12 protein-coding genes are annotated in these 13,456 nt (G+C 70.2%); 7 read left to right on the forward strand and 5 right to left on the reverse strand.

The genetic code is table 11. The annotated features are described in order from the left end of the window. Nucleotides 1-43 precede the first annotated feature (43 nt). Both KOD61_RS09185 and KOD61_RS09190 read left to right on the forward strand, forming a co-directional pair. The gene (locus tag KOD61_RS09185) at nt 44-1,171 is read left to right on the forward strand and encodes a glycosyltransferase family 4 protein (RefSeq protein WP_215218395.1); all 1,128 of its coding nucleotides are present in this window, start codon (nt 44-46) and stop codon (nt 1,169-1,171) included. Continuing rightward, a complete protein-coding gene (locus tag KOD61_RS09190) occupies nt 1,168-1,719 on the forward strand; it encodes a phosphatase PAP2 family protein (RefSeq protein WP_215218396.1) in 552 nt (183 codons plus the stop codon). Before KOD61_RS09185 ends, KOD61_RS09190 begins: the two co-directional genes overlap by 4 nt. A gap of 5 nt (nt 1,720-1,724) precedes the next feature. On the opposite strand, the gene creD is transcribed toward KOD61_RS09190, so the two are convergent. From creD to KOD61_RS09210, 4 genes are all read right to left on the reverse strand, one after another. Beyond that, on the reverse strand, nt 1,725-3,065 hold the full coding sequence (creD, locus tag KOD61_RS09195) for a cell envelope integrity protein CreD (RefSeq protein WP_215218397.1): 1,341 nt from the start codon (nt 3,063-3,065) through the stop codon (nt 1,725-1,727). Nucleotides 3,066-3,156: 91 nt separating this feature from the next. Then, nucleotides 3,157-4,584, reverse strand: coding sequence for a two-component system sensor histidine kinase CreC (gene creC / locus KOD61_RS09200; RefSeq protein WP_215218398.1), 1,428 nt, complete (start codon nt 4,582-4,584; stop codon nt 3,157-3,159). Beyond that, the gene (gene creB / locus KOD61_RS09205; RefSeq protein WP_215218399.1) at nt 4,581-5,273 is read right to left on the reverse strand and encodes a two-component system response regulator CreB; all 693 of its coding nucleotides are present in this window, start codon (nt 5,271-5,273) and stop codon (nt 4,581-4,583) included. The genes creC and creB overlap by 4 nt, the downstream gene beginning before the upstream one ends. A gap of 83 nt (nt 5,274-5,356) precedes the next feature. Further along, on the reverse strand, nt 5,357-6,004 hold the full coding sequence (locus KOD61_RS09210; RefSeq protein ID WP_215218400.1) for a GNAT family N-acetyltransferase: 648 nt from the start codon (nt 6,002-6,004) through the stop codon (nt 5,357-5,359). Between the two features lie 174 nt (nt 6,005-6,178). Here KOD61_RS09210 and KOD61_RS09215 point away from each other — a divergent pair, with 174 nt between their 5' ends. After that, on the forward strand, nt 6,179-7,036 hold the full coding sequence (locus KOD61_RS09215; RefSeq protein ID WP_215218401.1) for a 23S rRNA (adenine(2030)-N(6))-methyltransferase RlmJ: 858 nt from the start codon (nt 6,179-6,181) through the stop codon (nt 7,034-7,036). A gap of 59 nt (nt 7,037-7,095) precedes the next feature. Here the strand turns inward: KOD61_RS09215 and KOD61_RS09220 are convergent, their stop codons facing one another. After that, nucleotides 7,096-8,004: a cation diffusion facilitator family transporter gene (locus KOD61_RS09220; RefSeq protein WP_215218402.1), complete on the reverse strand. Its 909-nt coding sequence runs from the start codon at nt 8,002-8,004 to the stop codon at nt 7,096-7,098. Nucleotides 8,005-8,145: 141 nt separating this feature from the next. Between KOD61_RS09220 and KOD61_RS09225 the strand changes: the two genes are divergently transcribed. The 4 genes from KOD61_RS09225 to KOD61_RS09240 all read left to right on the forward strand — a co-directional run bounded on the left by KOD61_RS09225 (nt 8,146) and on the right by KOD61_RS09240 (nt 13,352). After that, nucleotides 8,146-8,691: a GNAT family N-acetyltransferase gene (locus KOD61_RS09225; protein WP_215218403.1), complete on the forward strand. Its 546-nt coding sequence runs from the start codon at nt 8,146-8,148 to the stop codon at nt 8,689-8,691. Nucleotides 8,692-8,770: 79 nt separating this feature from the next. Further along, nucleotides 8,771-12,292, forward strand: a complete 3,522-nt coding sequence (mfd, locus tag KOD61_RS09230; protein ID WP_215218404.1) for a transcription-repair coupling factor — start codon at nt 8,771-8,773, stop codon at nt 12,290-12,292. An 88-nt stretch (nt 12,293-12,380) separates the two neighbouring features. Beyond that, a complete protein-coding gene (locus KOD61_RS09235) occupies nt 12,381-12,911 on the forward strand; it encodes a phosphoglycerate mutase family protein (protein WP_215218405.1) in 531 nt (176 codons plus the stop codon). Between the two features lie 63 nt (nt 12,912-12,974). After that, the gene (locus KOD61_RS09240) at nt 12,975-13,352 is read left to right on the forward strand and encodes a hypothetical protein (RefSeq protein WP_215218406.1); all 378 of its coding nucleotides are present in this window, start codon (nt 12,975-12,977) and stop codon (nt 13,350-13,352) included. Nucleotides 13,353-13,456 lie beyond the last annotated feature (104 nt).

Here is a 13,456-nt window from a genome sequence, read left to right on the forward strand (position 1 = left end):
TTTCATCCGGCCCGCGCATCCTCCGCGGAACCGGAGAACGCGCATGCGCTACGCGATCGTCACCGAGACCTACCCGCCCGAAGTGAACGGTGTGGCTTTGACCGTGCAGGCGTTCGAGGCCGGCCTGCGCGGGCGCGGCCACGAGGTCGACGTGGTCCGCCCGCACCATCGCGATGAGCGCCCGGGCGGTACGGACGCGATGCTGGTGCGGGGCGCCGGGCTGCCACGCTACCCCGGCCTGCAGTTCGGACTGCCCGCCCGACGGCGGCTGCTTGCCCGTTGGCGCTCTCGTCGTCCCGATGCGGTCTATGTCGCCACCGAAGGCCCGCTCGGCTGGTCGGCGGTGACGGCCGCGCGCCGACTTGGCATCCCCGTCGCCAGCGGATTCCACACCCGGTTCGACCACTACATGCGCGACTACGGCGCGCGCTGGCTCGCACCGGCCGCCCTCGCCTGGATGCGGCGGTTCCACAACCGCACGCAGGCCACGCTGGTGCCGACGCGCGAACTGGCCGACGAACTCGGCGCGCGCGGTTTCGCCCAGGTGCGCCGGTTGCCGCGAGGCATCGATATCGCGCGCTTCAACCCGGCCCATCGCGACGACGGCCTGCGCCGCGAGTGGGGCATTGCCGGGCCCGGACTTGTGGTGATCCATGTCGGGCGGATCGCCGCGGAGAAAAACCTCGATCTGGCCGTGCGTGCCTTCCGCCGCCTCCAGTCGGAACGCCCCGATGCGCGCTTTGTCTGGGTGGGTGACGGCCCGGCACGTGCCGCACTGGCGGACGCGAATCCCGACTTCGTGTTCCGTGGCGTGCAACGCGACGACGCGCTGGCCCGGCATTTCGCCAGCGCCGACCTGTTCCTGTTCCCCAGCCTGAGCGAGACCTTCGGCAACGTGACACTGGAAGCGATGGCCAGTGGCCTGCCCATCGTCGCCTACGACTACGGGGCCGCGCGCGAGCACCTGCGCGACGCCGCCCCCACCGCGGTGGTGCCGGTGGGCGACGAAGCGGCGTTCATCGACGCCAGCCTGCATCTGGCCACCGATGACGCGGCACGCGGCGCGGTCGCCTGCGCCGTCCGACCGGCCACCGCCGCGCTGCACCCGGGTCGGTTGGCGGCCGATTTCGACGCGATGTTGCAGGCCCTCGCCGAGGAGGCGCGACGATGAACCGCAGTCCATGGCACCAGCGGCTGGCGCTGGGTGAATCGAGCTGGTGCCTGCGCGCCAACCGCATCTGCGCGCGGCATCCGTCGCGGGCGTACTTCTCGCTGGTCAGTTGGCTCGGCGACGGGGCGTTCTGGTACGTGCTGATGGCCGCGATGGTCGTCTTCGATGGCTGGCGCGGGTTGGCCGCGTCCGCCCACCTGGCCTTGACCGGCGCGATCGCGCTGGCGCTCTACAAGTTGCTCAAGCGCTGGACCCGGCGACCGCGGCCATTCGCCTCCGACCGTCGGATCCGGGCCTGGGTCGCGCCGCTGGACGAGTTCAGTTTCCCGTCCGGCCACACGCTGCATGCGGTGGCCTTCAGCCTCGTCGCGGCGGCCCACTACCCGGTCCTGGCCTGGTTGCTGGCGCCCTTCACGGTGAGCGTAGCGGCGTCGCGGGTCGTCCTCGGGCTGCACTATCCGAGCGACGTGCTGGCCGCCGGCGCGATCGGAACCGCGCTGGCGGGGGTGTCGCTGTGGCTGGCACCGACGGTGCCAGCCATCGCCTAGCCGCTTCAGGACGCGCGCGCCGTCCGCACCGTTCCACCCAGCTGGTACCAGTCGACCTTGCGGGTCACCGCCATCAGCGCCGCCAGGATCACGAACAGCAATCCGGCCCCGAGCACCAGCGCGTTGTCCTCCGACACCAGCAACCCGTACAGGCTGGCGTACAGCGTCGACAGCATCGCCGCGAATCCCAGCGCCCGCACCACGCTGCGCAACACCGCGCTCAGGTAGAAGGTGATCAGCCCGATGCACGCCACCGCGGCGGCCAGGTACGACCAGCCGAATGCGAAGTGCTCCCCAAGGCTCAACAACAGCAGGAAGAAGATCGCCAGCGCCAGACCGACCAGCCCGTACTGGATCGGGTGGATCGGCAACTGCTTGACCAGCTCGAAGATGAAGAACCCGACAAAGGTGAGCAGCACGAACAGCACGCCGTACTTGGTCGCGCGGTCGGTCTTGGCGTAGGCATCGACCGGGTCCACCAGCGCGATGCCCACCGCATCGCGCATCGCCGCGGACGAGGCAGCGCCGTCATGGTCGCCCGGATCCAGCAGGTACTCGCGGGCGTTGCTGGCCAGGCCGGGAATGCTCCACTCGGCCCGGAAGCCGCTGGCGTCGATGTCGCGGCGGCGTGGCGAGCTGCCCATGAAGCTCGGGTGCGACCACGTGGACGCCAGGGTGATCGTGTTCTCGTCGGCAACCGGCAACAACGATAGCCGCTCGGTGCCGGCAAGCACGAAGTCCAAGCTTGTCTCCAGGCGATGCGTACGGCCGGGAGCGAGCGCGTCCAGGCGTACGTGGACGCCCTCGCCCGCGCGGTAGCCCTGCCCGGGAGCGAGCGTGCGCCGGCGTCCGTCCACCTGCAGCACCGGCGCCCCGACCAGTCCGCGGACATCGCCAATCGCGTAACTCAGGTAGGGCTCGCCGACATGGCGCGCCGCGGCCGGGCCCGGGTCCGCCGGGATGTCGACCTCGAACTGCGCCCTCGCGCTGCCGGTCCACTCGTACACGCGTACCTGGTGCAGGTTGCGACGCCGCACGTCCGGCTTGAGGTCCCCGTCGACCGCCAGCGTCGTCGGGAAGAACGTCCAAGCGTCCTCGCGCACCCGCGTCGCGGTACGCACCACGTCCTGCGCGTCGGCCTCCTCCACTTGGACCACCTGCCGGTATGGCACCACCAGAACGGGCCCGGCGAAGGACTGCGCGCCGCCGTGGCTGGCAGCGACATCGCGGACCACCTGCTGGCGGTACTGCTGCCGCTCGTGCACGACGCCGCGGACCATCGCCAGCGGCACCAGGATCGCAAGCGTCATCCCGAACACCACGATCATCTTCATCCAAAGTCGCATCTCCCACCCTCCGTCATGGCAATGCCGGCAGGATCGGGACAGCGCGTGCGGGGACGAAGGCGCCCGGGTGAAGCGGGTGCGAAGTGGTGCGCTACACCGCCGGCAGCACGAGGCGCGCAACCGCGCCGCCGCCGTCGCGGTTCGCCAGCGTTGACGCACCCCCATGCAGCGCGGCGACCTCGGCCACGAAGCACAGGCCCAGCCCGCTGCTGCGGCTGCCCCCCATCGGCCGCGGCAACGAGTAGAAGCGCTCGAACACGCGGGGCAATGCATAGTCGGGTACGCCCGGCCCTTCGTCGCACACCTCGACCCCCACGTCCGACCCGCGGCGGTGTACGACGAGTTCGACCACGCTGCGGTCGGGCGCGAAATCCAGCGCGTTGTCGACCAGGTTGGCCAGCGCCTGCCGCAACAGGAACCGGTCGCCGGATACGTGCGCCGTCGCATCGGCATCCAGGCGGAGCTCCACCCGTCGCCGTGCCAGCCGCGGTGCACTTGATTCCACCACCTCGCCGGCCAGCTCGACCAGGTCGACGGTTTCGGGACGTTCGATGCGCTGGCGGTGCTCGACCGCGGCAAGGGCGAGCAGCTTGTCGATCATCTGCGCAAGCCGCTCACTCTGGGCCAGGATGCTGCCGGCGAACCGCGCCCGGTCGGACTCGGGCAAGGGGGTTTCGAGCAGTTCGGCGCTGCCACGAATGGCGGCCAGCGGTCCCTTCATCTCGTGGGTCAGTGCGTGGACGTACTGCTCCACGTACTGCTTGCCTTCCAACCGCGCGCGCATCGTTTCCAGCGCATCGCCGAGCTCGCCGAACTCACCGGCCGCCCGGGGTGGGCTGGCCCGCTCACCGGCGGTTACCGCGTGCGCGTAGCGGCGCAATCCACCCAGCTGGCGTGCCAGCCACCAGGCCGCGAACAGCCCGACCAGCAACGCGGTACCCATGAGCACCGCGCCCCATCGAAGGATCACGCCCTCGCTGCGATCGATGAACGGCTGCAGTGCGCGGTTGGGCTTGGCCACCGTCAGCACGCCGGCAATCGCGCCCTGCCCGTTGCGGATCGGCGCGGCGACATGCATGACGGTGGAGTCCGGGTCCTCGGGTGTTGCCGCGGTCGAGCGCGCCCCGTACTCGCCGCGCAGGGTCAGGTAGACATCGTTCCAGCGTGAGTAGTCTGCGCCCAGCGCCTCGCCGGTGCTGTCGAACACGACGATGCCGCGTGCGTCGGTGACGTAGACGCGGTAGCTGCTGCCTCGCTTGTCGAAGCCCCAGATATCCGCGCCGAAGTCGCGCCCGGCCAGCGCGCGCACGCGACGGGCGAAGCTGCCGTCGTCGATGCGTCCTGCCAGGAAGTCGTCGGTCGCCAGCTCGGCCAGCAGGTTGGCGGTGTCGACCAGGGTGTCCTCCATTGCCTGCCGCACCCCCGGCTTGACCTCCTCGACGAACACCCGGGCCAGCAGCAGCGCGGCCAGGGCCACGATCAGGAAATAGCCCAGGAATATGCGCAGGCCGATCTTCAAGTGGCACCGCCGTCGGGATCGATCGAGTAGCCCAGCCCGCGGTGCGTGCGGATCGGGTCCGCATCGGGCGCAATGGCATGGAGCTTGGCCCGGACCGTCTTGACGTGGGTGTCGACCGTGCGGTCACCGCTGTCGGGCGCATCGCCCCAGACCCGGTCCATGAGCTGCGCACGCGACAACACTGCGCCGGGGCGGCGCAGCAGTGCGGCCAGCACCCCGTATTCATAGCGGGTCAGCTCGAGCAGGCGGCCGTGGTAACGGATGCGACGCCCGTCTGCATCATGTTCGAACCCCGCGCAGGAGGTTCCCGTGCCGGCTTCGGCGCCATTACCGGCGCGTCGCAGCACCACCCGTACGCGGGTGGCCAGCTCGCGCGGCGAGAACGGCTTGGTGACGTAGTCGTCGGCCCCGATCTCGAGGCCGAGGATGCGGTCGGCCTCGGCGCCCTGCGCGGTCAGGAAGATCACCGGCAGCGTGCCGTCGCGACGCAACTCGCGGCATAGCGCGAATCCGCCGATGTCCGGCAGGCCCACGTCGAGCACCGCCAGGTCGAACGGCTCCGCGCGGGCGAGCCGCAGCGCCTCGCCGCCGGTCAGGCAGTGGACCGCCTCCAGACCGTCCGCGCGCAACGCGTACAGCACGGTGTCGGCGATCGCCGGCTCGTCTTCGACCAGGAGGATGCGGGGCATGCGGGGTCCGGAGTTGCGCGGGAGTCCGGTGCCGAGCATAGCCGCGTGCCGGCATGCGGCGCCGACCGGAGACTGTTCCGGAGTCAGCGCGTCCGTTCGAGCGGCCGCAACCAGGCGGTCAGCGTGTGCATCACCGCGCCCTCATCGGGTTCGGGCCACGGCATGCTGACGCGGATCGACTCATGCGGGGCGTAGCCGCGCTTGCGCCAGAACCCGACGCTGTCGCGACCGAACGGTGGCCGCCGCGGGTGGGTGTCGGGCCGGTCGACTGCCAGCAGTGCGGTGTAGTCGAACCCGGAAAGGCCCCGCGCGTGCGATTCGCGCTCGTCGAAGAACCGGTGCCCGATGCCCCGGCCTCGCCAAGGCGCGGCGAGCATCGACTCCCGGCACAGGAAGATCCGCCCCGGGTCCATGCCGGCCGCCTCGAACGGTGCCCGCACCGACTCGTGCTCATCTGCCAGCGGCAATCCGGTCGAGGCCCCGACCAGCGCGTCACCATCAAAAGCCAGCACCGCGACGCTGCGCCACGAGGCCACGCACGGGTGGAGCAAGGCAGCAGCTTCGTCTGGTCCGCCCGCGAACAGGCACGGCCACTCACGCATCACCTGCAGCCGCAACCGCGCGATCGCCTCGCGATGGATGGCGATGACCGAGCCGACCGCCAGCCGGACCTCGGGCGCGCGCGCGGCCGGGTGGTCCTGTCCCCGGCCGGCAACGGTGAGTGGTGTCATGGACGGCGGCATCGTTTCCCCCTGTGGCTGGACGGCACCCGGGCGCGTCGTGTCCCGGGTGACACCCGGTTTCCAACGCGATCCGCACCGCCGCGCGGCCGTTCCAGGGCCGCGGAGCGAGCGTCCCACCCCCAGGCGCACTGCACAAGCCTCGCGCAGGCTACCCTTGCGCCGATGAATTACCGCCACGCCTTCCATGCCGGCAACCATGCCGACGTCCTCAAGCACGTCACGCTGCTGGCGCTGTGCGATGCGCTGACCGCCAAGCCGACGCCACTGTTCGCACTGGACACCCATGCCGGCCGCGGCCTGTACGCACTGGACAGTGCCTCTGCGCAGCGCACCGGCGAGGCCGAGGGCGGCATCGGGCGGCTGATGGCGGAGGCGCCCAAGCACCCGGCCATTGCCCGCTACCTGTCCGCGGTGCGTGCCTGCCGGGCCGAACACGGCAATGCCAGCTATCCGGGCTCACCCTGGCTGCTCGGGCACGCGTTGCGGGAGCAGGACCGCATCGCCGCGTGCGAACTGATGCCCGAGGAGGCCACGCAGCTGGAGGCCAATTTCGCTGCCAACCCGCGCGTGGCCGCGCACACCCGCGACGGCTACGCGGCGATGAAGGCACTGCTGCCGCCGCGCATCGGCACGACACGGTTCGCCCGCGGCCTGGTCCTGATCGACCCGCCGTACGAGGCGCAACTGGAGGAATTCGACACGATCATCGGTGCCCTGCGCGACGCACTGGTCCGGTGGCCGCAGGGCACGTACGTGGTGTGGTATCCGATCAAGCGGCGCCGCTCGCTGCTGCCGTTCTTCCGGCGTGCGACCACGCTGCCGGCCAAAGGCGTGCTGCTGGCCGAGCTGATGGTCCACCCCGACGACTCGCCCCTGCGCATGAACGGCAGCGGCATGCTACTGGTCAATCCGCCGTGGCAGCTGGACCAGACCCTGCAGTCGGCGCTGCCATTGCTGCAGCGCGCGATCGGCGAGGCCGGCGCCGCGTCGCGGACCGAATGGTTGAAGCGGCCGGCCTGAACGCGTCCGCCTGAGGCACGGCAGCCTGACGCGCCGCCTATACGGGCGCTTCGGCCGGGTCAGCGCACCACGTCGGGTTCGAAGAAACTCCAGCGCACTTCCGGGAACGCCTGCTTCATCGCTTTCTCGACGACGTTGATCTCGGCTACCGCGGCCTCCATGTCACGGGTCTCGCGCATCCTGGCTTTCACCGACACCATCGCCTCGTTGCCCAGTTGGAGGGTGATCAGGTTGAACACCTCGGCGATCTCCGGGCGCCCGTCGAGGAATTGCTTGATCTGGGCCTGCCGTTCGGGGTCGACGCTCTGGCCGATCAGCATCGCCTTGACCTCGATGGCGACGAACACCGCCACCACGATCAGCAGCGCGCCGATGCCGATGGTGCCGATCGCGTCCCAGGTCGGGTCGCCGGTGATCATGGTCACCACCACCGCGACCAGGGCGAACGTCAGGCCCAGCAGCGCCGCCAGGTCCTCGCCGAAGATCACCACCAGCTCGGCCTGCCGGCTCTCGCGGAACCAGCGCCACATGCTGCGCTCGCCGCGGGACTTGTTGACCTCCTGGATGCAGGTCCGCATCGAGATCCCTTCGACGATGATGCCGAAGCTCAGTACAGCGACCGCCCACCACAGGCTGCTGCCCGGCTCGACATGCTCGGCCTGCAGCTTGTGGATGCCCTCGTAAAGCGAAAACATGCCGCCCACGGTGAAGAGCATCACCGCGACCAGGAACGACCAGAAGTAGATGGCCTTGCCGTACCCCAGCGGGTACTCCGGGGAGGGCGGCGCCTTGGCCTGCTTGAGGCCCAGCAGCAGCAGGCCCTGGTTGCCGCAGTCCGCCAGCGAGTGGACGGTCTCGGCGAGCATCGCGCTCGAGCCGGTGAAGAACGCCGCCACCCCCTTGGCCACGGCGATCGCGAAGTTGGCACCAAGCGCGTAATAGATCGCGCGTGTGGAGTTGCCGGCCATGACTCGTTCCGTGATTGAAGGCGGCGCGAGTCTAGCACCGGGTTCCGTGTGGGCCGGGTGGGTTGGAATCCCGCAACGCGTTACCTCGCCGTGAGCACGGAATGAAGAAGGGCCAACGGGGGCCTATGCCAATATCGCCCCATGGCCACGCGCGAACGCCTCCCCCCTTGGCACGAACGTCAACGCCTGCCCAACGGCCGCGAGGTGCTGATCCGACCGATCCGCCCCGAGGATGCCGGACCGTTGCGGGCAGGTTTTGCCCTGTTGCAACCCGAGGAAGTGCGACAGCGCTTCCTCAGTTCGATGCGCGAGTTGCCGGCCGAGACGGCCGAGCGCTTCACCCGGATCAACCCCAAGAACGAGTTCGCCCTGGTCGCGGCCGAGCCGTTGCCGCCGGGCGAGGCGCTGGTGGGCGCGGTGGCGCGGATCGTGGTCGACCCCGACGGCCGCGCTGGCGAGTTCGCCATCCTGGTCAGCCACTACATCGCCGACATGGGCCTGGGTCGCTACCTGATGACCCGGCTGGTGAAGTGGGCCAAGGGCAAGAAGCTGGAGCGGATCTACGGCGACGTCTTCGAGCACAACCACCCGATGCTGGCGCTGGCCGAGTCGCTCGGGTTCGAGCGTGAGTCGCACGAGAACGCGTTGATCCGGTTGGTCCTGCAGCTCAAACCGTCGGCTGCGTAGCGGTGGCGCAACACCGCTGATGGCAGGTGTGCCCGCGCCGGTCGGGCCGCGGTCCGGCATCGGCTAAAATCGCGGCCTCATGCAAGCCCCCCGCCCCCCCCGACTTCCGTCCCCGCCGCTGCCCAGGGCCGGCCAGCAGCGCGCCTGGTGGCGTGCGCCGGCTTCGCCATCGGCGCTCGCCCACCACCTCGTCGAAGCGGCCACCGCCCACGACGGCCCGCTGCTGGTCGTCGCGCGCGACAACCATGCCGCCCAGCAGCTCGAGTCGGACCTGCACTCGCTGCTGGCTGGCGCACCGGCCGACGGTGGGTTGCCGATAGTGCATTTCCCGGACTGGGAAACGCTGCCCTACGATCACTTCAGCCCGCACCCCGAAATCGTCAGCCAGCGCCTGGCCGCGCTGCACCGGCTACCGACCCTCAAGCGCGGCATCGTGGTCGTGCCGGTGCAGACGCTGCTGCAGCGGCTGGCGCCGGTGCGCCACATCGTCGGCGGCAGTTTCGACGTCCGGGTCGGTGAACGGCTGGACCTCGACGCCGAGAAGCGGCGGCTCGAATCGGCGGGTTACCGCCACGTCCCACAGGTGCTGGACCCGGGCGACTTCGCCGTGCGCGGTGGCCTGCTCGATGTCTACCCGATGGGCGCAGACCAGCCGTTCCGCGTCGAACTGCTGGACGATGAGATCGACACCATCCGCGGCTTCGACCCCGAGAGCCAGCGCTCGCTCGACAGGATCGAGGCGGTGCACCTGCTGCCCGGCCGCGAGGTCCCGCTCGACGAGGCCTCGCTGAAGCGTGCGCTGGATGCGCTGCGCGACCGGTTCGACCTCGACACCCGCCGCAGCGCGCTCTACCAGGACCTCAAGGCGGGCATCGCCCCGGCCGGCATCGAGTACTACCTGCCGCTTTTCTTCGACGACGAACGGGGCCGCGAGCCCACCAGCCTGCTGTTCGATTACTTCGATGCGAGCGCCTTGCCGGTGATCGGCGACGGCGCGCTGGAGGCGGCCGAGCAGTTCTGGAAACACACCGGCGAGCGCTACGAGCAGCGCCGCCACGACGTCGAGCGCCCGCTGCTGCCTCCGGAGGCGCTGTACCTGTCGCCCGATGCGCTGCGCGAGCGGCTCAACCAGGCGGCCCGGATCGAGGTCTGCGGCGAGGGCCATCCGCAGCGCGAGCGCGCCGAGCCGCTGGGCAGCCAGCCCGCGCCGTCGCTGCCGCTGGTCGCGCGCGACCACGCCCCGGCCGACGCACTCAAGTCCTTCCTGCGCAGCTACCCCGGCCGGGTACTGGTGGCGGCCGACTCGCCTGGCCGCCGCGAGGCGCTGCTCGAGATCCTGGCGTCCGCCGGTCTCCAGCCCGTGGTGCTGCCGGACTTCCGTACCTTCCTCGAGGGCGCACTGGGAGGCTCCGGCGCGCCCAAGGAGATGCTGTCCATCGCGGTGGCACCGCTGGAGGACGGCTTCGCCCTCGACGTCCCGCAGCTCACCGTGCTCACCGAGCGCCAGCTGTTCCCCGAACGTGCGGGCCAGCCACGTCGCCGCAAGCGCGCCGGGCGCGAACCCGAAGCGATCATCCGCGACCTCGGCGAACTGACCGAAGGAGCGCCGATCGTCCATGAGGACCATGGCGTCGGCCGCTACCGCGGCCTGGTCACGCTCGAAGCCGGCGGCGAGAAGAACGAGTACGTCGAGATCGAGTACGCCAAGGGCGATCGGCTGTACGTGCCGGTCGGCCAGTTGCACCTGATCAACCGCTACTCCGGCGCCTCGCCGGAGACGGCGCCGCTGCACAGCCTCGGCGGCGAGCAGTGGACCCGCGCCAAGAAGAAGGCACAGGAGAAGGTCCGCGACGTCGCCGCAGAACTGCTGGAGATCCAGGCCAAGCGCCAGGCCCGGGCCGGCCTGGCGATCGAGGTCGACCGCGCGATGTACGAGCCGTTCGCGGCGGCGTTCCCGTTCGAGGAGACCCCCGACCAGCACGCTGCGATCGAGGCCGTGCTGCGCGACCTGCAGTCGAGCCAGCCGATGGACCGGGTGGTGTGCGGCGATGTCGGCTTCGGCAAGACCGAAGTCGCGGTGCGTGCGGCGTTCGCGACCGCGATCGCCGGCAAGCAGGTCGCCGTGCTGGTCCCGACCACGCTGCTGGCCGAGCAGCACTACCGCAATTTCCGCGACCGCTTCGCCGACTGGCCGCTCAAGGTGGAGGTGCTGTCGCGCTTCAAGACGGCCAAGGAGATCAAGGCCGAACTGGAGAAGGCCGCCGAAGGCACGCTCGACGTCATCGTCGGCACCCACCGACTGCTGCAGAAGGACGTGCGTTTCAAGAACCTCGGCCTCGTGATCGTCGACGAGGAGCAGCGCTTCGGCGTCCGCCAGAAGGAAGCGCTGAAGGCCTTGCGCGCCAATGTCCACCTGCTGACCCTGACCGCTACGCCGATCCCACGCACGCTCAACATGGCGATGGCCGGCCTGCGCGACCTGAGCATCATCGCCACCCCGCCCGCGCACCGGCTGGCGGTGCAGACCTTCGTCGTGCCGTGGGATGACAGCCAGCTGCGCGAAGCGTTCCAGCGCGAGCTCGCCCGCGGCGGCCAGGTGTACTTCCTGCACAACGATGTCGAGAGCATCGGCCGCATGCACCGCGAACTGCAGGAACTGGTGCCCGAGGCGCGCATCGGCGTCGCCCACGGCCAGATGCCCGAGCGCGAGCTGGAGCGGGTGATGCTCGACTTCCACAAGCAGCGCTTCAACGTGCTGCTGTCGACCACCATCATCGAGTCGGGCATCGATATCCCCAACGCCAACACCATCATCATCAACCGCGCCGACCGGTTCGGACTGGCGCAGCTGCACCAGTTGCGCGGTCGCGTGGGCCGCAGCCACCACCGCGCCTACGCCTACCTGGTGGTACCCGACCACCGCTCGATCACCGCCGACGCGAAGAAACGGCTCGATGCCATCGCGGCGATGGATGAACTGGGCGCCGGCTTCACCCTGGCCACCCACGACCTGGAGATCCGCGGCGCCGGCGAGCTGCTGGGCGAGGACCAGAGCGGGCAGATGGCCGAGGTCGGCTTCAGCCTCTACACCGAGTTGCTGGAGCGCGCGGTCCGGTCGATCAAGCGCGGCGAACTGCCCGACGTGGACGCCACCGAAGCGCGCGGCGCCGAGGTCGAGTTGCACGTCCCGGCGCTGATCCCCGAGGACTACCTGCCCGACGTCCACACCCGCCTGACGCTGTACAAGCGCATCGCGGGCGCGCGCGACGCCGACGAGCTGCGCGAACTTCAGGTCGAGATGATCGACCGCTTCGGCCTGCTGCCCGACCCGGCGAAATACCTGTTCGCGATCGCCGACCTCAAGCTGCAGGCCACGGCCCTGGGCATCCGCAAGCTCGACATCGGCGAGAGCGGCGGGCGGATCCAGTTCGTCGAGAAGCCCAACGTCGACCCGATGGCGATCATCCGCCTGATCCAGGGCCAGCCCCGCCTCTACCGGATGGACGGTCCGGACAGATTGCGCCTGACGCTGGACCTGCCCGGTGCGCCGGAGCGGCTCAATGCGGCGCGCGGGCTGTTGACGGTGCTCGGCAAGGGCTAACGCGACGCGGCGGGCGCGACTTCCGGCGCTGGACGCGCGCGCCGGATGCGTGCAGGGTTCATCGCACGCAAGCACCTACGGACCGCCCATGCACACCGGATTCCGCTTCGCCCTGCTCCTGTCGACGCTCGCGATCCTGGCCGGCTGCGCCAGTAACGCCCGCGTCGTGGACGCCGGATCAGCGGTCACCTTCGTGGTGGTCCGCCACGCCGAAAAGGCCGCCGGCGATGCCGAGGACCCGCCGCTGACCGCCGAGGGCGAGGCACGCGCGCGGGCACTGGCCGACAGCCTGGCCGGCACCGACGTCGTCGCGGTGTACTCGACCGCGTTCCAGCGCACCCGCTCGACCGCCGCCCCCACCGCAGCGGCGCACGGTCTGGCGGTGACCACCTATGACGCCAAGCAACCGACCGACGCACTCGCGGCGACGCTCCGGCGCACCCACCACTCCGGCACGGTGCTGGTGGTCGGCCACAGCAACACCGCCCCGGCGATCGCCGCGGCCCTGTGCGGATGCGACGTGGCGTCGATGACCGAGGCCGAATACGGGCGCCGGATGACCGTGCACTTCGACGACGACGGTGATGTCACCCTGCTGGTGGCGCCGCTGCCGCGGTGACGCCGTCATGGCATTCACAGCCCTCGCGCTAGCGTCGGCGGACCTTCCGACGACGGTGCCGCCATGTCCCGCAACCTGCTCCTGGCCTGCCTGATGGCCTCCACACTCCCGGCCTGCGCCAGCGGCGGCGCCTCCGTCGCGCCGACCGGTCAACCCATCGTCATGCAGGTCGGCGAGCGCGTGGTGCTGCCGGACCGGTCGACCTTGCGCTACGTAGGGGTGACGGCCGATTCGCGCTGCCCGCCGGGTGTCCAATGCATCCGTGCCGGCGATGCGGACGTGGCGTTCGAGCACACCCCCGATGGCGGCAGCGCCGCCGCGGTCACGCTCAATACACCCGAGGCGGCGTCGACGGTGGTCGCCGGCTGGCGGCTGCAGCTGCTTTCACTCGCGTTCGGCGAGGCGCCCGCGGCGACCGTGCAGGTCGATCCGGACCGCTAAGCCACTTTGCCCTATTCATCCGGAGCGCATTCGGACCTGTTTGTCAACGCCCCCGATCTGCTTTATGGTCGGAGCCGCAGCCATGTGTACGGCTGCGTACAGGG

Origin of the sequence: Lysobacter luteus, assembly GCF_907164845.1 — a bacterium.
Classification (GTDB): domain Bacteria; phylum Pseudomonadota; class Gammaproteobacteria; order Xanthomonadales; family Xanthomonadaceae; genus Novilysobacter; species Novilysobacter luteus.

What these genes read in the sequence shown, in the direction of transcription:
- KOD61_RS09210 (WP_215218400.1), bottom strand. Translation starts at nt 6,004, where the DNA reads ATGACACCACTCACCGTTGCCGGCCGGGGACAGGACCACCCGGCCGCG.
- creD (WP_215218397.1), bottom strand. Translation starts at nt 3,065, where the DNA reads ATGCGACTTTGGATGAAGATGATCGTGGTGTTCGGGATGACGCTTGCG.
- KOD61_RS09185 (WP_215218395.1), top strand. Translation starts at nt 44, where the DNA reads ATGCGCTACGCGATCGTCACCGAGACCTACCCGCCCGAAGTGAACGGT.
- mfd (WP_215218404.1), top strand. Translation starts at nt 8,771, where the DNA reads ATGCAAGCCCCCCGCCCCCCCCGACTTCCGTCCCCGCCGCTGCCCAGG.
- KOD61_RS09225 (WP_215218403.1), top strand. Translation starts at nt 8,146, where the DNA reads ATGGCCACGCGCGAACGCCTCCCCCCTTGGCACGAACGTCAACGCCTG.
- KOD61_RS09240 (WP_215218406.1), top strand. Translation starts at nt 12,975, where the DNA reads ATGTCCCGCAACCTGCTCCTGGCCTGCCTGATGGCCTCCACACTCCCG.
- KOD61_RS09215 (WP_215218401.1), top strand. Translation starts at nt 6,179, where the DNA reads ATGAATTACCGCCACGCCTTCCATGCCGGCAACCATGCCGACGTCCTC.
- KOD61_RS09220 (WP_215218402.1), bottom strand. Translation starts at nt 8,004, where the DNA reads ATGGCCGGCAACTCCACACGCGCGATCTATTACGCGCTTGGTGCCAAC.
- KOD61_RS09235 (WP_215218405.1), top strand. Translation starts at nt 12,381, where the DNA reads ATGCACACCGGATTCCGCTTCGCCCTGCTCCTGTCGACGCTCGCGATC.
- KOD61_RS09190 (WP_215218396.1), top strand. Translation starts at nt 1,168, where the DNA reads ATGAACCGCAGTCCATGGCACCAGCGGCTGGCGCTGGGTGAATCGAGC.
- creB (WP_215218399.1), bottom strand. Translation starts at nt 5,273, where the DNA reads ATGCCCCGCATCCTCCTGGTCGAAGACGAGCCGGCGATCGCCGACACC.